Genomic DNA, 24,536 nt, shown 5'->3' with positions numbered 1-24,536 from the left:
TTTACGGCCCTCGGGTCAAATCTTCACGCCGATGGCCTCCCGCACATAGCGGGTGATGCGATCCTTGCCCAGGGCCGAGCCGTGCCGGTCCGGAATGGCAAGAATCAGCGGGGCGTCCGGGGCTTGCTTTGCCTCGTTCACGATGGCCTCGAAATCGTCGGCAATCTTTTCCGTCACCAGAATCATGCCCACGTCCGGCTGAGCCAGGGCGTAGTCCAGGGCGGCGGTCACCTCGTCGGCCTGGTGGGCCACCACGCCCTCGATGCCCGCCAGCCGCATGCCGGTCTGGGTATCGGTATTGTCGCTGATCAGGTAAAACCGCATGGTCTGCCCTCCCTTCGGGTTATCAAACCGCCGGGTCAGACCAGCTTGTTCAGGATCAGAATGGAGATAACCACGCCGTACAGCGCGATGGACTCGCCCAGAGCAACGAAGATCAGGCTCTTACCGAAGCTCTTGGGGTCCTCGCTGGCGGCGGCGATGGCGGCAGGAGCGCCGGCGGCAACGGACAGGCCGCCGCCGATGCCGGCCAGACCGGTAACCAGCGCGGCAGCCAGCAGGCCAAGGCCCATGCTCTCGTTGCTGGCGGCCTTCTCGGCGGCGGTCATCACGGCGGTGGTGGTGGCGGCGTCCTCAGCGCTGACCGCGAAGGCGAAGCAGCCGGCGATCAGCAGAACGACCAGAAAACAGCTCAGGTTGAGGGCCAGGGTGCGCTTGACCGGCATGCCGGTGGCAGAGCGTTTGGCCAGATAAGCGGCGCAGCCCATGATCAGGGCCAGGGGCAGCAGAACGAGCAGAGCGGTGATTACGGGATTCATAGATCATTACCTCCAAATAACTATCTCAAAGGCGGCAGGCAATCAGCCCTGCTGCGCCTTCTTGGTCAGGTCCACGCCCCGGAAGGGGTGGCCGCCGCCCTCGTAGCAGCGGCTGAACATTTCGTAAAATTCAAGGCGCAGGCCCTGAATGCCGGAGAGCAGGCCCTCCAGTGCGATGATGAGGGCGTTGCCCAGCACCACCACGATCATGTTGGGCGGGTCGCCCGCCAGGCTGAAGATGGCCATCATCATGGCCGCGTGCACGAAGACGAAGGCGCCCACGCGCAGGAAGGATACCGTGTTGCTGAAATAGCTCAGCACGTATTCCAGCAGTTCAAACACATTCTGCATGCAGTAGTCGGCCCAGCTGTCCGGCTTCCAGTGGGGATGATGGTCCACCAGACCGATGAGCACCTCCTGGAAGAAGAGCACCACAAGGCCTGCCACCAGGATGACCAGCGCCACGCTGCCCGGCAGGAAGACGGGGCCCTTCATGAAGCCGCTCACCAGCGAAACACCGGCGGCGTACACCAGCATGCCCACCAGGCCGTTGTTGGAGAAGATGGCCTCGCCCCAGTGCTTTTTGCGCACCGCCGCATATACGTGCAGCAGCATGGCCAGGAAGACCATGGCCACGCCGATGAAGATGGCACAGATCAGAATGGGGTTGATGGCGGCGGTGTCCAGCACCGAATGGGGAGCGCCGGGCCACCAGCTGATGGGCTTTCCGCTCCAGCCGAGGGCCTCATACACCGGGTTCAGCGCCTCCTCGAAGCCGAAGACAGAGCCGAACAAAAAGCCGAACACCATGCTGGAGATGCCGCAGGGCACCACCAGCCGGGCCAGACCGATCTTTTTCCACTTCCACAGTGCGAAGCCGCCGATGGCCAGCACCGCGCCCTGGCCCAGGTCGCCGAACATGATGCCGAACAGCACCGTGAAGGTGATGGCCACAAAGGCGGTGATGTCCATCTCGCCGTAGCTGGGCAGGCCGTACATGTCCACGAACATCTCGAAGGGCCGCACGAACCAGGGGTTTTTGAGCAGGGTGGGCGGCGTGGATTCCTCCACCTCGCCCGGATCGCTCACCGTGACCCGCATGTGGGGGATGGCCTTTGCCTTCTTCTCGAATTCCGGGGCCTTGTCGGCGGGCACCCAGCCCACGAAGAAGAAGTAATTGTCGCGGCAGGCGGCGTAGTGGCGCATATCAAATACGCTCTGGTGCCATTTCAGCTGGCGGTAGATATCCGCCAGGGGCTTTTCCTCCTGGGCCCAGTAATCGGCGGTGCGCCGGGCCACGTCCTCCAGCTTTTTGTCCAGCTCGGCCATCTGGGCGTCCAGCTGGCTCACGATCTGTGCCGGGGTGCCGGTGGCGGCGGGCAGATGCAGCCGCTCGAAGAACAGGGTGGAGAAGATGCCGTCGATCTCGTCAGCGGTCTCCCGGGGGGTGAAATACAGGCCCCAGTACCCGGCGGCCTCCTCGCCGCAGGTGACGAAGAGTACGTGGGGGTTCTCGGCGTAGGCCACCGTCATGCGGGCGTAGCTGGCCTTGGGCAGAAAACCGAACCGAATTTTGATATACTCACAGCCCAGAATGTCCTCCAGCGGTACGTCCAGCCCGGAGAAGTGGGCGAACTGGTCCCGCTGCTGGGCCAGCTTGCTTTTCTCCTCCACCAGTGCATCCCGCTCGGCGGCCAGGTCCTGCAGCTGCCGGGCCACCTGATGTACCAGCTCGAATTCCTCGTCCCGGATGTGGCGGGGCTTGCCGGTGACGGCGGGCAGCTCGGTCTGCCCGGCCAGCCGGAACAGCTCCTCCATCTGCTGCACGTCCGGGGCGTAGGGGTTGTCCTCGCTGAGGGTCACATAGCCCAGCGAGCCGGACATGTGCTGCACCGCGGGCTCCGGGTGAAAATCGCCGTTCAGGCAGCAGGCTGCGATCAGCTCGTCCAGCTGAGGCAGCAGCCCGTCCACCCGAACCAGCTTCATTTTTTCAATGGCCAAGGTGTTCTCATCTCACTTTCGTTCGCTTCTTCCTGTTTCCTGCTCCCAGGCCCGGCGGGCCAGCACCCGGTCCGGCAGCAGATTCAGCTGGCCCAGTCCCCGGCAGGCGGCCTCAAAAGCCGCCAGATCCGGCTGGCGCAGCCATACGCAGTAAAAGAATCGCTCGCCGCGCACCGCAGCGCACCGGCGCAGCTCCTCCACGCGGGCCCTTCGGCAGGCCAGGGCGTAAAGGGGAGCGGCCCATGGCTTTGCCTGCTGCCACAAAGCGGTCCGGTGGTCCAGCGCGGCGGCTTTTTCAGCCTCCAGCAGCCGGATGTTCCGGCCAAGATTTTCCACGATCTGAGCGGGCGTGCCCGCCGCACCCGGCAGGTGCACCGGCTCGAACCGCAGCTCGGCCAGAACGCCGTCCATGCGGGCGGCCTCCACCATGGGGGTCAGGCAGACGCCCCAGCAGCCCTGCTCGTTCTGACCGCAGGGCAAAAACAGCAGGCAGTCCTTGGAATAATCCCGCTGCAGCATCTCCAGCCCCCGCTGGGGCATGCAGCCGAAGCGCACCTGCACGAAGCGGCATTGCTCCAGCTGGTCCACCGGCACCTCCAGCCCGGAAAACTGGTTGAATTGTTCGCTGCCGGTGCGGCAGAGGGTGAGCTGGTCGTTCAACAGCTTCAGATCCGCGTCGCTCTCGGCCAGCTGGTGCTCCAGCTCCTCCAGCAATTGGCGCTGCCGGGGCGAGAATTCCTCGCAGGGGTGGGTCAGGGGCAGGGAATCGTCCCCGGCATCCGCCTCCAGCCGGGCCACCAGGGCGGCCCATTCGCCGCTGGTTTCCGGTGCGGCGTAGCCCGCCGCCGGATTCATGTTGTCCAGCGCCCGGGCGGGATGCACCGTGCCCTGGTCCAGGCAGCAGCGCTCGAGAAAATCCGTCAGCCGGCCGATGGGTCCGTTCACCCAGACCAGCTGCATTTTTGGTTCAAATAACATCGCTCGGCACCTCCCTTCAGTCGCCCACGCCCACCAGCAGGGGGGCGATCTTTTCCGGCGGCAGGTGGTAGCGGACACCCTCGATGATGTGGGTCAGGTTGGTCAGCTCGTTTTCCGCCAAAAAGATGTAGCAGAACAGCACCACGCTGGGGTCGGTGGAAAAGCGCAGCTTTTTCAGATGCCAGCGGTAATCCAGCCGCTGCACCGCGTCCTCCACGCGGGTGAAGGAGGAGCCGAAGAACTCCCGTGCATAAGGGGTGCGGGCCAGCCGGTGCACAAAGTCCTCGCAGTCCGCCGCGTCCATCAGGTAAAGCAGCTGCTTCTGGCTCATGTTGCTGTAGCCCACCGCCAGCCGGGGCAACAGATACGCCCGGTCGGCGCCGGTCATCTGCTTGAGCCGGTACATGTAGACGATGGCCGCCAGGTCGCTCTTGCGGCGCAGCAGGTAGTCCATGTCCTTTTTGGCGGCGCCGTGCAGCTTTTTGGCCACCAGCTCCTCCATGGTGTTGTAGATCAGCTGGTCCAGCGCGGCCTGTACCTGCAAAACGCCGTCCTTATCCAGCACAAAGCCTGCCTTTTCACAGAAGCTCATGAGGATGGGATGGTAGACGGTGCCCTCCACCACGGCGGTCAGGCTGGCAAGATCGCGGGCGGAGGCCAGGGCAGCGGCGTCCAGCTTGGAATGGCGGCGGATAAACTCCGGCATCTGATACAGCCGCAGCGTCTCGCTGCCAGGGGCGGCCAGCTCCTGCAGCCGGTTGGCAAGCGCCCGGACCTCCGCCTTTAAAATAAAGTAGCGGTAAAAATCGTGGCCGATGTTCATCTCGTACCGGCACAGGGCCGCGTACTGATCGAACAGATTCTGCCGCAGCCGGACCTCCAGCTCCGCCCGGCGTACCCGGGTGGGGTCCGCGCCCTCCAGCGCGCGGGCATAGGCGGTGCGGCTTTTTAAATAGGTGATCACCTCCGGCAGGTCCCGGCAGTTCATCAGCTGCTGATAGTCCTGCCCGGTGAGGCGGCGGCCGTAAAGCGCGCGGCTTTTGGCCAGAATGGCATTGGAGGCCTGCGTGTTGCCCATGGCTTACGCCTCCCGCCCCAGCACCCGGTCGGTGATGGTCTTCACCCATTCCTCCCGTTTGTCCGCCCGGAGCTGCTCCATCCGGCTGAGGGCCTGCTGCTTGCCTGCCTCCAGCTTGGCCAGGCGTTCGTCGGCCCGGGCCTGCTCCCTGGCGGAAAAGGCGTCCACCCGGGTGCGCATGGCGGCCATGATCTCGGCCTCCTGGTTGCGGGCTGCCTCGGTCAGGCGGGTCTGGGCGCCGCGCCGGTATTCCTCGGTGGCCTGAGTGCGCAGCCGTTCCTCCTCGTCCATCTTTAAAATTGCCCGCAGCAGTTCGTTGGTGGCATTCATGCTAAGAGCTCCTTTCCCGCAGCAAAGGGCGAAGGCCGGGCCAAAAACCAGCCCGGCCCGTGGCCCGCAGGGCCGCGTTTGCGATGAAATTTTGATACTATTATAACGCTTTTTACAGGGAGCGACAATGGGCATTTGAACAAATTAACTAAAAAATATTCTACGTTTTTGAGAAACAATGGTTTAAGGACAAAAATATGCGCCGCCACCTTACCCCGAGTGGAGAGAAGGCGGCGGCGCGGTTATGAAAAATGCAATTGGTCACAGCTCAATCCAGTATCGCTGAATGGTCATGCTCCCCATGAGCAGCTCATCCTGCAGCACCGCCCCGCAGTGGAGCATGGTGCGGGCGGAGGCCACGTTGGTTTTCTCGCAGGTAAGCATCACCTGGGAAAGCCCCAGGCGGCGGCATTCCTCCAGAGCCAGGGTGAGCATGGCGGTGGCATAGCCCCGGCGGCGAAAGGCCGGGCGCACGCTGTAGCCGATGTGGCCGCAGTAGCGGCGCAGGTAGTCATTCAGCCGGTGGCGGATGTCCACCATGCCCACCAGCTGCTCTCCGTCAAAGGCCAGGAACACGCTGGTGGCCACGCAGCCCGGACGGGCGGTCTCGTCGTGGGAATTGTCGGCCAGCAGAGCCATCCAATCATCGAAGCCGCTGCACCAGGCAAGCCCGGCCGAGCCGTCGATGGAGTCGCCGCTGTTCAAAAATTCCCGCCGGTAGGTTTCCACCAGCTGCCGGTGCTCGGGCCGGGGGGCTTCCAAGCGCAGTTCCATCTTCTGTTCCCGCCTTTCCGTTTGGGTTTGCCCCTATGGTAGCACAGGGCGGCGGGGCTTTCAAGTGGGCGAAGGCTTTGGTATAATCAAAGGGAATACCGCATAATTCCAGGTGGTGAAGTGCGCCGCCTGAGCCCTTGGGCGTGAATTGTGCGGCATTGCCCAAGGGTAAGACCCGAAACGCGGTACCAAAGAAAGGCAACAAAGCATGAAATTTCTGCATTTATCTGATCTGCATCTGGGGCGCAGGCTCTGTGAGGTGGATCTTTACGAGGACCAGCGGCACATCCTGAACCAGTGCCTTGCCATGGCAACCGAGCACGGGGTGGACGGTGTGCTGGTGGCGGGCGATGTGTACGACCGCAGCGTGCCCACCGTGGGCGCGGTGGCGCTGCTGGATGAATTCCTCACCGGACTGTGCCGGGCGAAGATTCCGGTGTATCTGATCAGCGGCAACCACGACAGCGCCGACCGGCTGGGCTTCGGCAGCCAGCTGCTGGCCGCGGGCGGGGTGCATCTGGCGGCGGTGTTTTCCGGCGGGCTGGAGCACTACCTGCTGGAGGATGCCTTCGGCCCGGTGCATCTGTGGGCGCTGCCCTTTATCCGGCCCAGCCAGGTGCGGGCCGCCCTGCCGCAGGAGACCATCGAGAGCTACACCGAGGCGGTGGCCGCCCTGATCCGGGCTGCCGGGCCGGATTTTTCCGCCCGCAATCTGATCATGGCCCACCAGTTTGTGACCAGCGGGGGCAGAAGTCCCGAGACCTGCGACTCCGAGACGCTGAACCTGGGCACGCTGGACAATGTGGACGCGGTGGTGTTCGAGGGCTTTGACTATGTGGCCCTGGGGCACATCCACGGTCCCCAGCAGGTGGGCGCGGAGCACATCCGCTATTGCGGTTCGCCGCTGGCCTATTCGGTGAGCGAGGTGCGCCACCGCAAGGCGGCGGTGCTGGTGGAGCTGGGCGAAAAGGGGGATGTGCGCTGGCAGCCGCTGCCCTTTGCGCCGCTGCGGCCGCTGCGCCGGGTGCAAGGCCCGTTGGAGGAGCTGATCGACAGCGCCGAGCCGGGATGCGCCGATTTTGTCCATGCGGTACTCACCGACCGGCAGATCCCGCCCAATGCGGCCGCCCGGATGCGCAGCGTTTACCCGAACCTGGTCAAGCTGGAGCTTGCGCCCCAGATCCCCACCGGGCGCAGCGAGGCCCAGCTGCGGGCGCGGCAGCTGCAGCGGGCGGGCCTTTTGGACCAGTTCGCAGATTTTTACCGGACCGTGCACGGCCAGCCCCTCAGTGAGGAGGAGCGGGCGGTGCTGGAGCCCATTTGCCGGGAGGTGGAAGCATGAGACCCTTGACCCTGACCCTGACCGCCTTCGGCGCCTACGCGGGCAGCCAGACCGTGGATTTTGAGGCCGCGGGCGCGGGCGGTTTGTTTCTGATCACCGGCGACACCGGCGCGGGCAAGACCACCCTGTTTGACGGGGTGTGCTATGCGCTCTTCGGCAAGCTCACCGGCCGGGTGCGCAGCGAGAAGATGATCCGCAGCGACTATGCGGACGATACCCTGGAGACCAGCGCCCAGCTGGTGTTCCTGCACCGGGGAGAGCGGTGGCGCATCACCCGGCGACCCGCCCAGACCCGCCGCAAAAAGCGGGGCGAGGGTACCACCGAGGTGCCCGCCACCGCCCTGCTGGAGCGGCTGGAGGGGGAGAGCCCCGTCCCGGTGGCCGAGGGCAAGGAGAGCGTGGATGCGGCGGTGGAAGAGCTGTTGGGCATCCAGGTGGACCAGTTCCGCCAGATCGCCATGATCGCCCAGAACCAGTTTGCCGAGCTGCTGAACAAATCCGGCCGGGACCGCAGCGCCATTCTGCGGCAGGTGTTCGCCACCGAGCGCTGCCAGCAGCTGCAGCAGCGGCTGAAAGAGCTGGCCTCGGCCAGCCGGGCCGAGACGGAAAAGCAGGTGGACTCCCTGCGCCAGTATCTGGCGGGCCTGCGCCTGCCCGAGAGAGAAGAGGCCGAGGCCCTGCCCCAGGCCCGGGAGCTGGCCCAGCTGCTGGCGGATGCAGGCTGCGTCTGGCGCAGCGGCCGGGTGCTGGAGCTGGCGGAGGCGCTCTGCCAGGCGGACCGGGAGAACCTGGCCGCACTGGAGGAGAAAATCAGCGCGCTGGACGAGAGCATCAAGCAAAGCGCCGCACTGGTGCAGAGCGCCCGGGAGGCCGGGCAGCGGGCCGAGCAGCTGGCCTGGCTGGAGCAGCAGCTGGCACAGCAGCAGAGCGAAGCACCCCGGCGGGCGGAGGACCTTGCCCGGCTGGGCCGGTGGGAGGTGGCTGCCCGGCTGGCCCCGGTGTGGGAGAGCAGCGAAAAGGCCCGCCAGTCAGCGGAGCAGGCTGCCCGGCTGCGCGCCGAAGCACAGGCGCAGCTGGAAGGGCTGAACGCCCAGGCTCCCCGGTGGGAGCAGGCCCGGGAGCAGCTGGCGCAGGACCAGCAGGCCACCGCCCGGCTGGCGGTGGCACTGGAACGCCAGGCAGAGGCGCTGAAGCAATATGACAAGCTGGATGCGGCGAAGGCACAGCAGCAGGCCTGCGCCCGGGAGCTGGACCGGCTGAAACAGGAGGAGGAGCGGGCCCGCAAGCTGGAAGAGCAGCAGGCCGCCGCCCTGGAACAGACCCAGACGCTGGCGGATGGCCTGGCCGCTGCCCTTACTGCCGCCCAGGCAGTGGAACAGGAGCTCAACCGCTGGAGCGGGGCCAAGGAGAAAATGGCGGAGGTTCGCAGCCGGATGCGGGAGCTGGTGAAGCTGCAAAAGAGCGAGCAGGCCGCCCGCCAGACGCTGGAGCAGGCGAGCAACGAGCTGGACAAGGCCCAGCAGGCCTACATGAGCGCGGACCAGCTGTTCCGCCGGGACCAGGCGGGGCTGCTGGCAAAGGACCTGACCCCCGGCCAGCCCTGCCCGGTGTGCGGCAGCGTGCACCATCCCAGCCCGGCCCGGGGCGTGACCGGCGCGCCCAATAAGGAAGAGCTGGAGGCACTGGCCGCTGTCATGGAAACGGCCCGCACCGCCTATAACGATGCACTCCAGACCAGCAGCACCCTTACCGCTCAGGCGGGCAGTGCCCGGGAGCAGTACATCCGGCAGGCCCGCCAGGTGCTGGCTGAGCTGGAGCAGAAGCTGCCCCCGGAAGAGGATGCAAAAACTCTTTCCCGTCTGCTGCTGGACTGGGACGAGCGGCTGGACCAACTGCTCCGGCAGGCCGAAGCGGCAAAAGCGGAGTGTCAGGCCAAGGTGGAGGCCGCCAGTGCGGCGGTGAACCAGCTGGCGGAGGACCGCAGACAGCTGGACCAGACCCGCCAGAAGCGCAGCGAATTGCAGGCCCAGGCGGCGCAGGCTGCCGCCCGGCAGGATACGGCCCGGCGTCAGGCGGAGGAGCTGCAGGCAGACCTGCCCCAGGCCACCCGCGCCGAGGCCGAGCAGACCCTGGCCGCCATGCAGGCCGAGAAGGCCCGGCTGGACCGGAGCGCGGAAGAAACCCGGAAAAATCTGGAGGAGTACCAGAAGGCACTGGCCGCCGCCCTCACCCTGCAAACCGAGCGAAAGAACAATGACCAAAAAGCGGCCGGGGAAGCACGTCAGGCGGCCCAGGAGTGGAACAAGGCGCTGGATGCCAGCGGCATGAGCGAGGAAGCCTTCCGCCAGGCGCTGCACACCCAGAAAGAGATTGACGCTCTGCGCCAGCGGCTGGAACAGGAGCAAAAGGCCTGCGAAGAGACGCAGACTCTTTACAAGCAGCTGCGTGACCAGCAGCAAAACGCCCCCGCCCCGGCCTGCCAGCCCCAGGAGCTGGAGCGGGCCATGGCAGAGCAGGAGCAGCGGCGCGCGGCCCTGAACGGGGAGCGCATCCGGCTTGCCGGGCGGCTGGAGGCCAACCGGCAGACCATGGCGGATGTGCGCGCTGCGGGCGGAAAGCTGGAGCAGGCCCAGAAGCGCCAGCAGCTGATCGAGCGGCTGGACGCCACCGCCGGGGGCAAGCTTTCCGGCGGGCTGGGCAAGCAGCAGTTCGAGCAGTATGTGCTGGCCGCCTATTTTGCCGACGCGGTGGAGGCTGCCAACCAGCGGCTGTTTGCCATGACCGGCGGACGCTACCAGCTGGAATGTCACCAGATGACCGCCGCCGAGACCAAGGACACGCTGGATCTGGATGTGCTGGACAACTATACCGGCAAGGTGCGCAGCGTGGGCAGCCTGTCCGGCGGCGAGACCTTCCAGGCGGCGCTGGCTCTGGCGCTGGGCCTGTCCGACGTGATCCAGAATTACGCGGGCGGTGTGGAGCTGGATGTGCTGTTTGTGGACGAGGGCTTCGGCACTCTGGACGCCGAGAGCCTGGAGCAGGCGGTTACCACCCTGCACAGCCTTGTGCAGGGCCAGCGGATGGTGGGCATCATCAGCCATGTGCCGGAGCTGAAAAGCCGCATCGAGAACCAGCTGGTGGTCACCAAGACCCCCGGCGGCAGCACCGTGGCCCTGCGAAAACTGTAAAACAAAAAGCACCCTCAGCCAACCGGCTGGGGGTGCTTTGCTTTGCAAAATGATCGAAAATGACAGGGCCGCTTACAGGCGGGTGTGCAGGGGAACACCGGCCACGTAAATGGGAATCTGCTCGCCCTGGATCAGGGGCCGGGCGTAGGCCTCGAAGGCGCCGGTCACCTGCATGCCGTCCGGGGTGATCCACCCGGCGGGAATGGCCTTTTCCTTGTTGGCAACAGCCTGCACGTCCACGGTCTCGCAGTCCGCCACATAGGGGGCGTCCTGACGGCGAACCAGTGCGCTCATGCGGCCGGTCTGGCCGTGAAGCGCCGCCTGCACCGCTATGCCGCCCACCTGGTAGGCCTCGTTCACGTCGATGCGGCTGGTCAGGTGGCTGGCACACCGCTGCAGGGTGGACAGCTCGATGGCACGGGTCTTGCAGCCCAGATGATGGCGGATCAGGCCCTCCAGATACCGGCTGGTGCCGGACAGGGTGACCTTGTGGCCGAAGGCGTCCACCGCGCCGTCGCCGCCCGCCAGATCGCACAGGAAGGTGCCGTCCTTGCGGCGCACGCCCTCGCTGGCCGCGATGACGATGTTGTTCTTTTCCTTGCGCAGGGCCTCCACCCGGCTCAGGAACAGCTCCTCACTGAAGGGAACCTCCGGCAGCAGAATCAGGTCCGGGCCGTCGCAGTCGTCGCCCTTGGCCAGGCTCGCGGAGGCGGCCAGCCAGCCCGCGTGGCGGCCCATGATCTCGGTCACGGTCACGCTCTTCAGGTCATACACGTTGGAATCCCGGATGATCTCCTTCATCACGGTGGCGATGTACTTGGCCGCGCTGCCGAAACCGGGAGTGTGGTCGGTGAGCATCAGGTCGTTGTCGATGGTCTTGGGCACGCCGATGAACCGGATGGGGCTGCCGATGCGGCTGCCGTAAGCTGCCAGCTTGGCAATGGTGTCCATGCTGTCGTTGCCGCCGATGTAAAGCACCGCGTCGATCTGATAACGCTCAAACAGGGCGAACAGGGTCTTGTACACGCCCTCGTCCTGCTCGGGGGTGGGCAGCTTGTACCGGCAGCTGCCCAGATAGGAGGAGGGGGTGCGCTTGAGCAGCTCGATGTTCAGCGCCTTGCCCAGCAGCTGGTCCAGATCCAGCAGCTTCTCGTTCAAAAGACCCTCAATGCCGTAATGCATGCCGTAAATGCGCCCGGCGCCGCAGGCACGGGCGGTTTCATATACGCCAGCCAGGCTGGAATTGATCACCGCAGTGGGGCCGCCGCTCTGCCCCACCAGAAAATTCATACCCATCAAATACACTTCCTTCTTCAAAAAGCGGGTCAGCCGTCGACCCCTTGTGACACAACGCCTTTTATTGTATCTTATTTATAAAGGGGCTGCAATAATCCCGGCTGCAATTTCGTATAAGGGTCAGAGAGGTGACATTCTTCACCGTGAAATCTTGGTGGTTTTGCCAAAAAACAAGGAGGGAAACAGGATGAAGCACAACAAGCATTGGCTCGCCGCGGCGCTTGCCGCCGCACTTTTTGCCGGCCTTTTCACCGGCTGCGGCGGTTCGTCCGGCGCCACGGCTACCGGCGCCGCCGCGGTGCAGGAGACAGCGGGCAGCGCCATGGAGGACGCCGCCAACGGAACGGGCACAGGCGCGGGGGTGACCGACCTGGATTCCGGCGCGCTTACCCCGCAGGACAGCCGCAAGATCATCTACAACGCCACCCTCTGGCTGGAGACCAAGCAGTTTGACCAGGCCAGCGCCGACCTGCTGGAGGCGGCCAGCCAGGCAGGGGCCTATGTGCAGAGCAGCGAAAGCAGCGGCAGCGCCGAGCAGGGAAACCGCAGTGTGTACTACACCCTGCGCGTTCCGGCAGAGAACTACAGCGAATTTCTGAATGCGGCGGCCCAGGCCGCCAACCTCATCCGGCGCAGCGAGTCCAGCCAGGACGTGACCGCCGAATATGTGGATCTGGAGGCCCGCCTGGCCAGCCTGGAGCAGCAGCGTCAGCGGCTGGATGAACTGGCAGCCCAGGCCGAAAGCCTGGAGGACCTGCTGGCCATCGAGAGCCAGCGCAGCGAGGTGCAGTACCAGATCGAGAGCTACACCGGCCAGATGAATGTACTGCAGGACCAGATCAGCTACAGCACGGTGGACGTCTACCTGGACGAGGTGACCGAGCTCACGCCCCAGAGCACAAGCTTTATCAGCCGGGTGGGCTCCGCCTTCCGGGGCAGCTGGAACGGCTTTGTGAGCGTGGTGCAGGAGCTGGTGATCGGCCTGATCTACCTGCTGCCCTTCCTGGTGGTGGCGGCGGTGGTGATCGTGGCGGTGGTGCTGCTGGCCCGCCGTGCCGCCAAAAAGCGGCCCCAGCCGGTACCACCCAAGCGTCCCGAGGGGGATGGCGGAAACCAGCCGCCCAAATACACCCAGATGAAGTAAGCTGACCCGAAATACCGCCCCGGTGGAACCGCACGTTTGCGGCCCGCCGGGGCCTTTTTGTGCCTCTGACAACTTTTGGGGCGGAAAATCTGGCCGTGGTGTGTTATAATAAGTCGGAACGCATAAATTGTAGAAAAAGGCGGAAACGATCCATGCGAAGCAAAACCATTCGATACGAGCTTGCCACCGGCCTGGGCTGCGCCGCGCTGGTGCTGCTGCTCTGCGCGCTGCCCTTTGCCAGCCGGGACCTGGTGGCTGGGCACGACAGCGTGTTCCATATCCTGCGGCTGGAGGGTCTGGCCGCGGCCCTGGGCGGCCATGCCAGCCTTCCGGTGCGCATCTATTCTTTGATGCTGGGCGGCTACGGCTATGCCAGCGGCCTGTTTTACCCGGATTTGTTTTTGTATCCGGCGGCACTGGCCCGGGTGGCGGGCCTGGGGCCGGAAATGGCCTTTAAATTCCTGATGCTGGGCTGCGTTGCGGCCCAGTGCGTCACCAGCTATTTTGCCGGGCGGGCCATCACCAAAAAGCATTTTGGCGGCTGCCTGTTGATGGTGCTGTACGGCCTGTGCCACTATCATTTTGTGAACCTCTACATCCGCAGCGCGGTGGGCGAGGTGCAGGCCATGGTGTTCCTGCCTCTGGTGGTCTGGGGCCTGTGGGACCTGACCGAGGAGGGGGCAAAGCGCCCCTGGGTGCTCTGGCTGGGCTTCACCGGCCTGGTGCTCAGCCACACCGTGAGCCTTGCCCTGGCGGGCCTTCTGGCCATCGTGTGGGTGCTGGTGCGGCTGCCCCGGGTGCTGAACCGCCGGGCGATTCTGAGTGGCCTGGGCGCTGCCGGGGCCTGCCTGCTGGTGAGCTGCTATTACTGGCTGCCCATGCTGGAGCAGTTTGCAAGCGATAAATTCGCGGTGACCCAGCAGCCGCTGACCCAGGTCTCCTGGAACACGGTGAGCGTGGCCAACCTGTTTGACCCCACCAGCTACATCGGCCTGGGCATCACCGGCTTGGTGGGCATTGTGGCCGCTCTGGTGCTGCCGGTCTGCCCGCTGGGGCGGCGCAGCGGGGCGCGCCGTGCCGCCTGGGCCTTTCTGGCGGCGGGCGTGGTGCTCACGGTGCTGGTGCTGCCCTTCGTGCCCTGGCGCATGCTGGACGATACTCTGCTGAACAGCATCCAGTTCCCCTGGCGGCTCAACGCTTTCAGCCAGCTGGCGGTCTGCCTGGCCATCACGCTGGTGCTGGCAAATCTGAGCAGCCGCCGGGCCCGGGTGCTGGTGCTGGCAGTGGCCTTTGTGCTGGGCGGCGTGGACCTGGCGGTCAGCTCCACCCAGTTCCCCGAGCAGGTGAACTATCCGGCCAACTACTTCACCAGCCAGCGGGGTGAGACCTTCTACCTGGTGGGAGCCGAATGGGTGCCCGCCGGTGTGGACGCCAAGGCCTTCGCCTTTGAGCCGGGCGCCCAGTACAGCAACACCACCGGCGTTTACAGCGGCAATTACCTGCCCAACGGCGATTTCGTGTTTGACTTCGACGGCGAGGTCTTCGGGGCCTACGGTATTCCCAAGCTGTGGTATAAGGGCTACTCCGCCACCCTCACCCCGGCGGACGGCAGCGCGCCCATTGAACTGGAGCTGCACAAGGACGGCGGCGGCCGGGTGGAGCTGACCATGCCGGAGAATGCCCCGGCGGGTCAGGTACGGGTGAGCTACACCGGTACCACCCTGCAGCATGTGTCGGACTGGGTGAGCGGCCTTGGCACGCTGGCCCTTTGTGCGGGCGCGGCCTGGCATCTGGTGCGCACCCGCAGGGCGGGCAAGCGGCAGCCGGTGCTGACCCACTGAACCGAATAAAAAGAGCGCGGGCTTTCTTCCGATCAAGAAGAAAGCCCGCGCTCTTTTCGTTTTTATTCTTTGGCTGGCGCGTCGAACTGGGCGCTCACCTGGGCCAGCAGCTGGCGAATGGGCAGGTGCTGAGGGCAGGAGGCCTCGCATTTTCCGCAGCCGATGCAGTCCTTTGCCTTGCCGTGGCCGCTCCGGGTGCAGATGTTGTAATAAGTGGCGGCGCCGGGGTCCTGGAACAGGTTCCGGCTGTTGGCGCAGGCGAACAGCTCAGGGATGGAAATGGCCTTGGGGCAGCCGTCCACGCAGTAGCGGCAGCCGGTGCAGCCGATGCTCTTCAGCCCGGCCAGCGCCCGGCGGGCGTCGCTCACGGCCTGCCATTCCCGCGGCGACAGGGCACGGAAATCCCGGAACAGGCCCAGATTCTCCTCCATCTGGGCCGGGGCGCTCATGCCGCTGAGCACCATGCACACGCCTTCAAAGCTGGCGGCAAAGCGCAGTGCATAGCCCGCCGGGCTGCTCTCCATTCCGGCAAAGGCCCCGGCGGCCTGGGGCGGCAGGTTGGCCAGCGCGCCGCCCCGCACCGGCTCCATCACGATCACCGGCTTTTGGAAGCGGCGGCAGATTTCATACAGCGCCCGGCTTTCCACGCTGGGGCTGTCGTAGTCGGCGTAGTTGAACTGAATCTGTACCACCTCGATGTCCGGCTGCTCGGAGAGAATCCGTTCCAGAAGAGCGGGCTTGTCGTGGAAGGAGATGCCGATGTGCCGGATGCGGCCCTCCGCCTTCAGCTGCCGGGCCACCGCGAAGGCGTTGCAGGCGCAGTATTTGGGGTAGTACTCCGCGTTCATGGCGTGCATCAGGTAAAAATCGAAGTAGTCCACCCCACAGGCCTCCAGCTGGGAGAAGAACAGGGGGCGAATCTCGGCTTCACTTTTGAAAAAGCCGTTGGAGAGCTTGTCCGCCAGCAGGTAACGCTCGCGGGGGTAGCGGCTGGTCAGGCAGTGGCGCAGAGCGGTCTCGCTTTTGCCGTTCAGGTAGCCGTGAGCGGTGTCGAAATAGCAAAAGCCCGCGGCCAGAAAATCGTCCACCATGCGGCAGGTCTTTTCGTAATCCACCTGGCTGGCCGGGTCGGCGGCAGGGCCAGTGAGGGGCAGACGCATGCAGCCGAACCCCAGCTTTTTGGTTCCAAACAGTTCTTCCATGGCAAAGGCCCTCCGTTTGCATTGAAATTCTGCTTTCATCATAAGGGGAGGGCAGAGGCCTTGTCAACAAAAAAGCCCCCGTGCCGGGTGGCACAGGGGCGGATGCTCGTTTCAGAACAAGGGGAACGAATTAGCCGTTCTTCTTGCCCTTCAGCTGCTTCATGCGCATGTCGTGGTTCAGAATGCGCTTGCGGATACGCAGGTTCTCGGGGGTAACCTCCAGCAGCTCGTCGGGAGCCAGGAACTCCAGGCAGGCCTCCAGGCTGAACTTGGAAACGGGAACCAGGCGCAGGGCGTCGTCGGAGCCGGAAGCACGGGTGTTGGTCAGGTGCTTGGTCTTGCAGACGTTCACGCTGATGTCCTCGCCGGTGGGGGTGTAGCCGATGACCATGCCCTCGTAGACCTTCTCGCCGGGGGTCACGATCAGGGTGCCGCGCTGCTGGGCGTTGAACAGACCGTAGGTCACGGCATCGCCGGTCTCGAAGCTTACCAGGCTGCCGGTGCTGCGGCAGGTGATGTCGCCGCACCAGGCGTCGTAGCCGTCAAAAATGGTGTTCAGAATGCCCTCGCCGTGGGTATCGGTGAGGAACTGGCTGCGGTAGCCGAACAGGCCGCGGCTGGGCATGCGGAACTCCAGACGCACGCGAGTGCCGATGGGCTCCATCTGCTGCAGGATGGCCTTGCGGGAGCCCAGAGCAGTCATGACCGCGCCCTGGTACTCGGTGGGAGTGTCGATGACAACGCGCTCGAAGGGCTCCATCAGCTGGCCGTCCTCCTCGTGGGTCAGAACCTTCGGGGGGCTGACCTGCAGCTCGTAGCCTTCACGGCGCATGGTCTCAATCAGGATGGACAGGTGCATCTCGCCACGGCCCATCACGCGGAAGGAATCGCTGGTGGCGGAGTCCTCAACCTTCAGGGCCACGTCCTTCAGCAGCTCGCGCTGCAGGCGGTCGCGGATCTGGCGGCTGGTGACGAACTTGCCCTCGCGGCCGGCGAAGGGGCTGTCGTTAACGGCGAAGGTCATCTCCACGGTGGGATCGTTGATCTTCACAAAGGGCAGGGGCTCCACGTTGGCGGGATCGCACAGGGTATTGCCGATGGTCACATCGGTGATGCCGGAGAAGGCAACGATATCGCCGGCAGAGGCTTCCTCAGCGGGCTCACGGCCGTTGGCCTTGAACTCGTACAGCTTGGTGATACGGCCCTTGATGGAAACGCTGGGATCGTGCCAGTCGCAGACCTGCACATCCTGACCGACCTTCATGCGGCCGTTCTGGATGCGGCCGATGCCGATGCGGCCCACGAACTCGTTGTAGTCCACGCTGGAGCACAGCATCTGGAAGGGAGCGTCCGGGTCGCCCTCGGGACCCTTCACGTACTCCAGAATGGTGTCGAACAGGGGCTTCAGGTCGGTGCCGGGCACGTCCGGGCTGTAGCTGGCGGTGCCGGCGCGGCCGGAGCAGAACACCATGGGGCTGTCCAGCTGCTCGTCGGTGGCGCCCAGGTCCATGAGCAGCAGCAGAACTTCGTCGATGACTTCCTTGATGCGGGCGTCAGGACGGTCGATCTTGTTTACGGCGATGACCAGGTTCAGGTTCTGCTGCAGGGCCTTCTGCAGCACGAAACGGGTCTGGGGCATGCAGCCCTCGGCGGCGTCCACCAGCAGCAGCACGCCGTTGACCATCTTCAGAACACGCTCCACCTCGCCACCGAAGTCGGCGTGGCCCGGGGTGTCCACGATGTTGATCTTCACACCGTTGTATACGGTGGAGCAGTTCTTGGCCAGGATGGTGATGCCGCGCTCCCGCTCGATATCGCCGGAGTCCATCACACGCTCGGCCACCTGCTGATTTTCACGAAACGCGCCGCTCTGCTTCAGCATCTGGTCCACCAGGGTGGTCTTACCATGGTCAACGTGGGCGATGATGGCAATGTTGCGCAAATCTTTACGTTCCATACTGTTATCCTTTCTGATATTGGATCGCGATTGGATCGCTCCATATATAATTACATCTATTCGTAACCTTACCTATACTAAAGCAGGAAAAAAGGTTTGTCAAGAATATACAAATGATTTTTAACAGCATTGGGCGTTGTCACAAGGTTTTTTGCCCGCCGCGTGGGGCTTTCTGGGCTGTATGACCAAGGCGGCGCGCCGCCAGCCAGGCCGCCGCGGCCCCCAGGCTGCAAAGGCTCACCGCCGCGCCAAGGCCCAGCCCGGCGGGGGCAAAGCGCAGGGTGAGCTGGTGCTCGCCCGGGGCCACGGGTACGCAGAGCAGCGCGCCCCAGGCGGTTTCGGGCTCGACTTTTTGGCCGTCCACCAGGACCTGCCAGCCCGGCTCGGCAGGGATGCTGGTGAACAGGGCGGTGCAGCCCTCGGGCACCTGGATGGTCCCGCGCACAAGGCCGGGGGCAAACTCTGCCACCTGAAGGCCCTGCTGCTGCAGCCGCTCGCAGGCCGCGGCAAGGGCTTCGCTGTCTTCCACGGCAAAGCTCCAGCCGCCCAGCGAAAGAAAATCCCCCTGGGGCCGCAGCTCCACGGTGAGGGTTTGGCCCGCCTGCACCTGCCCCAGGCAGACCGTGCCATTCTCCTGCTGCAGCAGCGCCTGGCTCGCCGCTTCACCGTTCACAAATACATCTGCCCCGCAGTACTGGTCATACACCGGGAAGCTGGCATACAGCACGCCGGAGACAGGGGCGGTGAGGGAAAAGCGCAAAGCGGCATTTTCGCCGGTCACGGTGTAGTGCAGTCCATCCGCCCCGGCTTCCAGCCCCAACACCTGGGGTTCGGCCTCGATGGGGTGCAGAATGCCTGCGTCCTCGCCCAAAAGGGTGTTGTAGACCTGATTCAGGTTGTCAAAGGGCCGGTCCAGCGCCAGCCGCTCGCTGTTTGTATCCGTTGCCGCAACGACCAGCGGCAGGGCACAGGGGTTCTCCCATACATCGCCCTGCTGCTGCCACTGGCCGGAGGCGGTGCCGCCCAGCTGCCAGCGCAGTCCCAGCAGGCTGGCGGCACTTTGGGTCAGCCCGTCGGACCAGGCCATCCAGCCGCTGGTGCCGGTGCAGCCCAGCGCCCGCATCAGCTCATAGGCGGTCTGGGAATAGCTGCTGCTGTAGTGGCTCAGGCCGTTGTAGTCCAGCAGGAAGGGCGTGTTCTGCCCGCCCTCGGCCAGCTGCATCCGGGCGGAGGGGGCCTGAGCGCTGAGTTCCTCCACGGTGGATTGCCATTGTTCCGTGAGCCGGGGCAGAGTGGAGGGAAAGGGCTCGAAGGCTTCCAGCGCGGACCAGCCGTTGGCCGTCAGCTCCGCCGCCAGGCAGAAAGCAGCCAGCAGGCCCGCGGCCCGCCGCCAGGGCATTGCCAGCAGCAGTGCGGCGGCCACCAGGCAGCACAGGGTGAGCACCGCCGCCCAGCCGGAAATCAGCCCAAGGCCCCAGGCACAGGCCAGCAGCAGGGCAACGGCCCCGGCAGACGCGAACCGGCGGGTGGTGGGCAGACGCTCCGCAAGCCCCTTGCCGCCCAGCGCCGCCAGCTCCAGCAAAGTGAAGATGAACAAAAAGCTGTAGCGGTAACTGAACCAGCTGGGACTCTGAAAGCCGTGCCAGACAAGATCCGGCGTGCGCAGCCAGAAGCTGAGCAGCAGGCAGACCAGCAGCCCGCCACTCGCAAGTTTGGGCCGCATCGGGCCGGGGCGGAGAAAAAACAACACCGCCAGCACCAGCGGCAGGGTGCCGCAGAAGATAAGGGGCAGGGTGTTGGTGTCCTGCCCGGCGGGATAGGCCCCGGCGAACAGCTGGCCCAGCAGCTGGGGAAGGGAGAAGTTGGTGGAAAAGCCCCATTCCATGGCTGCCTGGGCCTTGCCCTGACCGAGCGCTTTCGCCACCGGCAGCAGCATCCAGGCGTTCAGCCCGCCCGCCAGCAGGCTGGCCAGCGCAAAGCGCACCGCCACTCGTAACTTGCGGCCCGCGGCATCGCCTGCGGTCAGGCCGAAGAGAAAATAGAGCAGGGAGTACAGGCAGAGCATCCAGCCGATGTAATAGCAGCAGAATATCCCGGCCGCCAGGCTTACCAGATACAGCCAGGGGGAACGGCCCTCCAGAATACGCCGGATGCCCCAGGCAATCAGCGGCAGGGCGATCAGCGCGTCCATCCACATGATGTTCTGGGAAAAGCCCAGCAGGTAGCCGCTCAGTGCCCAGGCCCAGCTGAACGGCATCGAGAGCCTGCTGCCCGCCCGGCGGCGCAGGAACAGGTGCATGGTAAGCCCTGCACAGCCCGCCTTGGCCAAGGTAATCAGGGTCACGGCAGTGGGCATCTGGGAGGTGGGGAACAAAAGCACCAGAAAATTAAAGGGGCTGAACAGATAGTAGGCGGCCCAGCTGAGGGCCTCGCCGCCCAGCGCCTTGTGCCAGGTGTAAAACGCTCCCCGGCCGAACAGCTCGGAGAAGCTGGCCAGAAAATGGGAATACTGGCCGTCCATATCGCCGAAGAACAGGCTGTTAGGGCCGAAGGGGGCCACGCCCTGGGCGGCGTACAGCCCGGCCAGCAGGGCAACCGGCACCAGTGCGGCGGCCAGCGCGGGCCAAAGGCCGGAGAACCGGCGGGAGGATTCGGACCGGGCAAAGGGAAGATGCATGCAAAGGACTCCTTTCCAGAAGGGGAAAAACGTGCCGCAGTGCGGCGAAACGGGGGAAAATAAAAAAGAAAAACTTTTTTTCAAAAAGTACTTGCAATTTGAAAAAAGATTCGATATAATAATCAAGCCGAAAGGACATGGACGGTTAGCTCAGCTGGTAGAGCATCTGCTTGACGTGCAGAGGGTCAGGGATTCGAGTTCCTTACCGTCCACCACACAGGGCGCTCAATCGAGCGTCCTGTTTTTTGTTTTACGCCAGAAAGAAACAGGAGAAAGGGAACTCGAATCCCGGAAGGGTGACCGCCGAACAAGAAAACCTGCCGGTGGCAGGTTTTCCGGCGGGCTGCCGCGCAGGCCAAAGGGCCAAGCGGCGCGGAGCCGCCCACGGGCGGAGCCGCCCCGAGTTCCTTACCGTCCACCACACAGGGCGCTCAGTAGAGCGTCCTGTTTTTGTTTTGTGTCAAGAAAAAGAAGAACAACAGGAACTCGAATCCCCAAAATGCTTCCTCTCATACAACGAGGCATCAAGCGGCTATGATACACCAATACTATGAAAATAGTATGAAATAAAAAAGAACAATCTGTCGGTTTCACCGGTTTCTGAGAAAAGAGCAGGGCCCAAGCGGGGTCCTGCTCTTTTTGTCTGCCCGGAGTCTGCCCGCTGCCGGTGGGCGGTATTTGCTATTTTATAAAAAATATAGTATACTATATCGGTTAATATGGAGAGGTGTATCTATGCGAGTATTGGGTATCGACCCCGGCTATGCAATCGTGGGCTGGGGCGTGGTGGAATATGTGGGCAACCGGTTCACGCCGGTGGCGTTCGGCGCGGTCACGACCGAGGCGGGCGTGCCCTTCGAGCAGCGGCTGGACAAGGTGTATGAAGGCGTGTTGGATGTGATGACAACCTACAAGCCCGAGGCGCTGAGCATCGAGCAGCTGTTTTATCAGCACAACCAGACCACGGTGATCGGCGTGGCCGAGGCCAGAGGCGTGATTCTGCTGGCGGCGGCCAAGTGCGGCATCCCCATCTTTGAATATACCCCCATGCAGGTGAAGCAGGCGGTGACCGGCTATGGCAAGGCGGTGAAAAAGCAGGTGCAGGAGATGACCCGCATGATGCTCAAGCTGGAAAAGGTGCCAAAGCCTGACGATACCGCCGACGCACTGGGCATGGCCATCGCCCATTGCCATTGCAGCCGCAGCCGCCTGATGGGCACACCGCTGCGCTGACCGAAGCTGAATGCAACAGGAGGTTCCCGATGATCTATTGTCTGACCGGAAAACTTTTGAAAAAGACCCTGGACATGGTGGTCCTTTCCTGCGCGGGAGTGGGCTATCTTGTGCAGGTGCCCGCGTCGGTGTCGTCGGCGCTGCCGGCCATCGGCCATGAGGCTACCCTTTATACCTATATGAATATCACCGAAAACGACGTGACCCTCTTCGGCTTTGCCACCGAGGAGCAGCAGGCCTGCTTCAAGATGCTCACCGCCGTTTCCGGCGTGGGCCCCAAGGTGGGTCTGGCGATTCTGAATGTGATGACCCCCGAGCGGATCACCCTGGCCATCTCGGCCGGGGACCACAAGGCCTTCACTGCTGCCAACGGCGTGGGCCCCAAGCTGGCCCAGCGCATTGCCCTGGAATTGAAGGACAAGGTGGGCAAGGGCCTGGCCGAGGGCATCACCCTGGGCGATGTGAGCGGCGGCGGAGCACCGGCGGGCAACCTGAGCCAGGCCATCGCGGCCCTCACCAGTCTGGGCTACAGCCCCAGCGAGGCGACCCAGGCGGTGGCCAAGGCCGACCCCTCCCTGCCGGTGGAGGAACTCATCAAGCTTGCGCTGCGCGGCATGGCGAAAGGAAGGTAACCCGTGGAAGAATACGAATTCGGCACGCGGCTGGTCAGCCCGGAGATGAACCAGGGCGAGAGCGAAGAGATCAGCCTGCGGCCCAAAACTCTGGACGAGTATGTGGGCCAGGAAAAGGTAAAGGAAAACCTGCGCATCTATCTGGAAGCGGCCAAGCGCCGGGGCGAGCCCATGGACCACATCCTGCTCTACGGCCCTCCGGGTCTGGGCAAGACCACCCTGGCGGGCATCGTGGCCCAGGAGATGGGGGTGCAGATCCGCATCACCAGCGGCCCGGCCATCGAAAAGCCCGGCGACCTGGCGGCCCTGCTCACCAACCTGCAGGAGGGCGACGTGCTCTTCATCGACGAGATTCACCGTCTGTCCCGCCAGGTGGAGGAGGTTCTGTACCCCGCGCTGGAGGACTACGCGCTGGACATCATGATCGGCAAGGGCCCCAGCGCCCAGAGCATCCGCATCAATCTGCCCCGATTCACCCTGATCGGCGCCACCACCCGTGCGGGCCAGATCACCGGCCCCCTGCGGGACCGGTTCGGCGTGCTGCTCAAGCTGGAGCTGTACAGCCCGGACGAGCTGAGCGGCATCATCCAGCGCTCGGCGGGCATTCTGGGCCAGCCCATCACCCCGGAGGGAGCTTACGAGCTGGCAAAATGCAGCCGGGGTACCCCCCGTGTGGCCAACCGGCTGTTAAAGCGGGTGCGGGACTTCGCCGCCGTTCTGGCGGACGGTGTGATCGACGAGGCCACCGCCAAGCTGGCCCTCAAGCGGATGGACATCGATCAGCTGGGCCTGGACGAGATGGACCGGAGCATGCTGCGGGCCATCATCGAGCTGTACGGCGGCGGGCCGGTGGGCCTGGATACGCTGGCCGCCGCGCTGGGCGAGGAGGCCGTGACGCTGGAGGACGTGTGCGAGCCCTATCTGATGCAGATGGGCTTTTTGACCCGCACCCCTCGCGGCCGCTGCGCCACCCGGCAGGCCTGGGTCCACCTGGGGCTGGAGCTGCCCAAGGAGCTGGACGCTCCGGGCCAGCAGAGCATGTTCGACTGACCCCGCCAAGAAAATTTCATAAATACACGTTATACTGATACGGAAATCGCCCAAAGGCCGGTTTCCCCGGAATGAAAAAGGAGAATTGCGTATGCGCCCTGCCACCAGCTGGCAAGATTATGAACTCATCGACGCAACCTGCGGCAACCGTCTGGAGCGCTGGGGCAGCACCCTGCTGGTGCGCCCGGACCCCCAGGTGGTGTGGAAAAGCCCCGAGACCAGCCCCCTGTGGGCCAAGGCAGACGCGGTGTACCACCGGTCCGAGCGGGGCGGCGGCCAGTGGGAATACCGCCGCCGCCTGCCGGAAAAGTGGAAGATCGGCTGCGGTCCGCTGACCCTGGTGGTCAGCCCCACCGGATTCAAGCACACCGGCGTGTTCCCTGAGCAGGCCGTGAACTGGGCCTGGTATGAGGAGAAGATCAAGGCCGCCGGCCGCCCCATTAAGGTGCTGAACCTGTTCGGTTATACCGGAGGCGCCACCCTGGCCTGCGCCGCGGCGGGCGCCAGCGTCTGCCATGTGGATGCCTCCAAGGGCATCGTGGCCTGGGCCCGGGAGAATGCGCAGGCCAGCAATCTGGCCGACCGGCCCATCCGCTGGATCGTGGACGACTGCGCCAAGTTTGTGGCCCGGGAGATCCGCCGGGGCAACACCTACGACGCCATCATCATGGACCCGCCCAGCTACGGCCGGGGCCCCGGCGGCGAGGTGTGGAAGCTGGAGGACAATATTTATGACCTGATCGCCCTGTGCGCGGGCGTGCTCAGTGAGCAGCCCCTGTTCGTGGCGGTGAACAGCTACACCACCGGCCTGTCGCCCGCGGTGATGGAGTATATCCTGAAAACCACCCTGTGCGGCAGGTACGGCGGGGTGACCAGCTGCGACGAGATCGGCCTGCCGGTGAGCAGCACCGGGGGCGTGGTGCCCTGCGGCGCCACCGCCATCTGGCAGGAGGCCTGAACACAGGACCCGGAACAAGAGGGGAGAGAACAATCGA

Annotated in this window: 19 protein-coding genes and 1 tRNA gene; 9 read left to right on the top strand and 11 right to left on the bottom strand. The window is 64.4% G+C overall.

The genetic code is table 11. From position 1 onward, the window contains the following. Nucleotides 1–15: 15 nt before the first annotated feature. From PH256_RS02655 to PH256_RS02625, 7 genes are all read right to left on the bottom strand, one after another. Nucleotides 16–324 carry a V-type ATP synthase subunit F gene (locus tag PH256_RS02655; protein ID WP_087180443.1) on the bottom strand — a complete coding sequence of 103 codons (309 nt, stop codon included), beginning with the start codon at nt 322–324 and terminating at the stop codon, nt 16–18. A 35-nt stretch (nt 325–359) separates the two neighbouring features. After that, nucleotides 360–818, bottom strand: a complete 459-nt coding sequence (locus PH256_RS02650; RefSeq protein WP_270912874.1) for an ATP synthase subunit C — start codon at nt 816–818, stop codon at nt 360–362. 42 nt (nt 819–860) lie between these two features. Beyond that, entirely contained in the window at nt 861–2,819 is a 1,959-nt protein-coding gene (locus tag PH256_RS02645; protein WP_270912873.1) for a V-type ATP synthase subunit I, read from the bottom strand. A 12-nt stretch (nt 2,820–2,831) separates the two neighbouring features. Further along, complete coding sequence (locus PH256_RS02640; RefSeq protein WP_270912872.1) at nt 2,832–3,797, bottom strand: hypothetical protein; 966 nt, start codon at nt 3,795–3,797, stop codon at nt 2,832–2,834. A gap of 16 nt (nt 3,798–3,813) precedes the next feature. Next, a complete protein-coding gene (locus tag PH256_RS02635; RefSeq protein ID WP_270912871.1) occupies nt 3,814–4,875 on the bottom strand; it encodes a V0D/AC39 family V-type ATPase subunit in 1,062 nt (353 codons plus the stop codon). A gap of 3 nt (nt 4,876–4,878) precedes the next feature. After that, nucleotides 4,879–5,205: a hypothetical protein gene (locus PH256_RS02630; RefSeq protein ID WP_087183261.1), complete on the bottom strand. Its 327-nt coding sequence runs from the start codon at nt 5,203–5,205 to the stop codon at nt 4,879–4,881. 261 nt (nt 5,206–5,466) lie between these two features. Then, on the bottom strand, nt 5,467–5,979 hold the full coding sequence (locus tag PH256_RS02625; protein ID WP_087183262.1) for a GNAT family N-acetyltransferase: 513 nt from the start codon (nt 5,977–5,979) through the stop codon (nt 5,467–5,469). A 208-nt stretch (nt 5,980–6,187) separates the two neighbouring features. On the opposite strand from PH256_RS02625, the gene PH256_RS02620 reads away from it, so the two are divergent. After that, entirely contained in the window at nt 6,188–7,321 is a 1,134-nt protein-coding gene (locus PH256_RS02620) for an exonuclease SbcCD subunit D (RefSeq protein WP_270912870.1), read from the top strand. Continuing rightward, the gene (locus PH256_RS02615) at nt 7,318–10,509 is read left to right on the top strand and encodes an AAA family ATPase (protein ID WP_270912869.1); all 3,192 of its coding nucleotides are present in this window, start codon (nt 7,318–7,320) and stop codon (nt 10,507–10,509) included. Before PH256_RS02620 ends, PH256_RS02615 begins: the two co-directional genes overlap by 4 nt. Nucleotides 10,510–10,581: 72 nt before the next feature. On the opposite strand, the gene PH256_RS02610 is transcribed toward PH256_RS02615, so the two are convergent. Beyond that, nucleotides 10,582–11,805 carry a 6-phosphofructokinase gene (locus PH256_RS02610; protein ID WP_270912868.1) on the bottom strand — a complete coding sequence of 408 codons (1,224 nt, stop codon included), beginning with the start codon at nt 11,803–11,805 and terminating at the stop codon, nt 10,582–10,584. A 187-nt stretch (nt 11,806–11,992) separates the two neighbouring features. On the opposite strand from PH256_RS02610, the gene PH256_RS02605 reads away from it, so the two are divergent. Both PH256_RS02605 and PH256_RS02600 read left to right on the top strand, forming a co-directional pair. Then, entirely contained in the window at nt 11,993–12,949 is a 957-nt protein-coding gene (locus PH256_RS02605; protein WP_270912867.1) for a DUF4349 domain-containing protein, read from the top strand. A 152-nt stretch (nt 12,950–13,101) separates the two neighbouring features. Then, on the top strand, nt 13,102–14,790 hold the full coding sequence (locus PH256_RS02600) for a hypothetical protein (protein ID WP_270912866.1): 1,689 nt from the start codon (nt 13,102–13,104) through the stop codon (nt 14,788–14,790). A 62-nt stretch (nt 14,791–14,852) separates the two neighbouring features. On the opposite strand, the gene PH256_RS02595 is transcribed toward PH256_RS02600, so the two are convergent. From PH256_RS02595 to PH256_RS02585, 3 genes are all read right to left on the bottom strand, one after another. Then, complete coding sequence (locus PH256_RS02595; protein ID WP_270912865.1) at nt 14,853–15,992, bottom strand: aldo/keto reductase; 1,140 nt, start codon at nt 15,990–15,992, stop codon at nt 14,853–14,855. 130 nt (nt 15,993–16,122) lie between these two features. Beyond that, nucleotides 16,123–17,949 carry a translational GTPase TypA gene (gene typA, locus PH256_RS02590; RefSeq protein ID WP_058965899.1) on the bottom strand — a complete coding sequence of 609 codons (1,827 nt, stop codon included), beginning with the start codon at nt 17,947–17,949 and terminating at the stop codon, nt 16,123–16,125. A gap of 139 nt (nt 17,950–18,088) precedes the next feature. Then, nucleotides 18,089–20,626: a YfhO family protein gene (locus PH256_RS02585; RefSeq protein WP_270912863.1), complete on the bottom strand. Its 2,538-nt coding sequence runs from the start codon at nt 20,624–20,626 to the stop codon at nt 18,089–18,091. A gap of 139 nt (nt 20,627–20,765) precedes the next feature. Here PH256_RS02585 and PH256_RS02580 point away from each other — a divergent pair. The 5 genes from PH256_RS02580 to PH256_RS02560 all read left to right on the top strand — a co-directional run bounded on the left by PH256_RS02580 (nt 20,766) and on the right by PH256_RS02560 (nt 24,499). Beyond that, a tRNA-Val gene (locus PH256_RS02580) sits at nt 20,766–20,841 on the top strand. 520 nt (nt 20,842–21,361) lie between these two features. Then, the gene (gene ruvC, locus PH256_RS02575; protein ID WP_058965903.1) at nt 21,362–21,859 is read left to right on the top strand and encodes a crossover junction endodeoxyribonuclease RuvC; all 498 of its coding nucleotides are present in this window, start codon (nt 21,362–21,364) and stop codon (nt 21,857–21,859) included. Between the two features lie 29 nt (nt 21,860–21,888). Next, the gene (ruvA, locus tag PH256_RS02570) at nt 21,889–22,491 is read left to right on the top strand and encodes a Holliday junction branch migration protein RuvA (protein ID WP_270912862.1); all 603 of its coding nucleotides are present in this window, start codon (nt 21,889–21,891) and stop codon (nt 22,489–22,491) included. Between the two features lie 45 nt (nt 22,492–22,536). Beyond that, nucleotides 22,537–23,541 (top strand): Holliday junction branch migration DNA helicase RuvB, encoded by a 1,005-nt coding sequence (gene ruvB, locus PH256_RS02565; protein ID WP_270912916.1) that lies wholly within the window; start codon nt 22,537–22,539, stop codon nt 23,539–23,541. Between the two features lie 91 nt (nt 23,542–23,632). Beyond that, complete coding sequence (locus tag PH256_RS02560) at nt 23,633–24,499, top strand: class I SAM-dependent methyltransferase (RefSeq protein ID WP_270912861.1); 867 nt, start codon at nt 23,633–23,635, stop codon at nt 24,497–24,499. Nucleotides 24,500–24,536 lie beyond the last annotated feature (37 nt).

The sequence above is a fragment of the Allofournierella sp. CML151 genome, from assembly GCF_027853465.1.
In the GTDB taxonomy this organism is placed as follows: Bacteria; Bacillota; Clostridia; order Oscillospirales; family Ruminococcaceae; genus Allofournierella.
The sequence above is the reverse complement of the archived record's forward strand: the minus strand, read 5'-3'. Positions and strand labels throughout refer to the sequence as shown.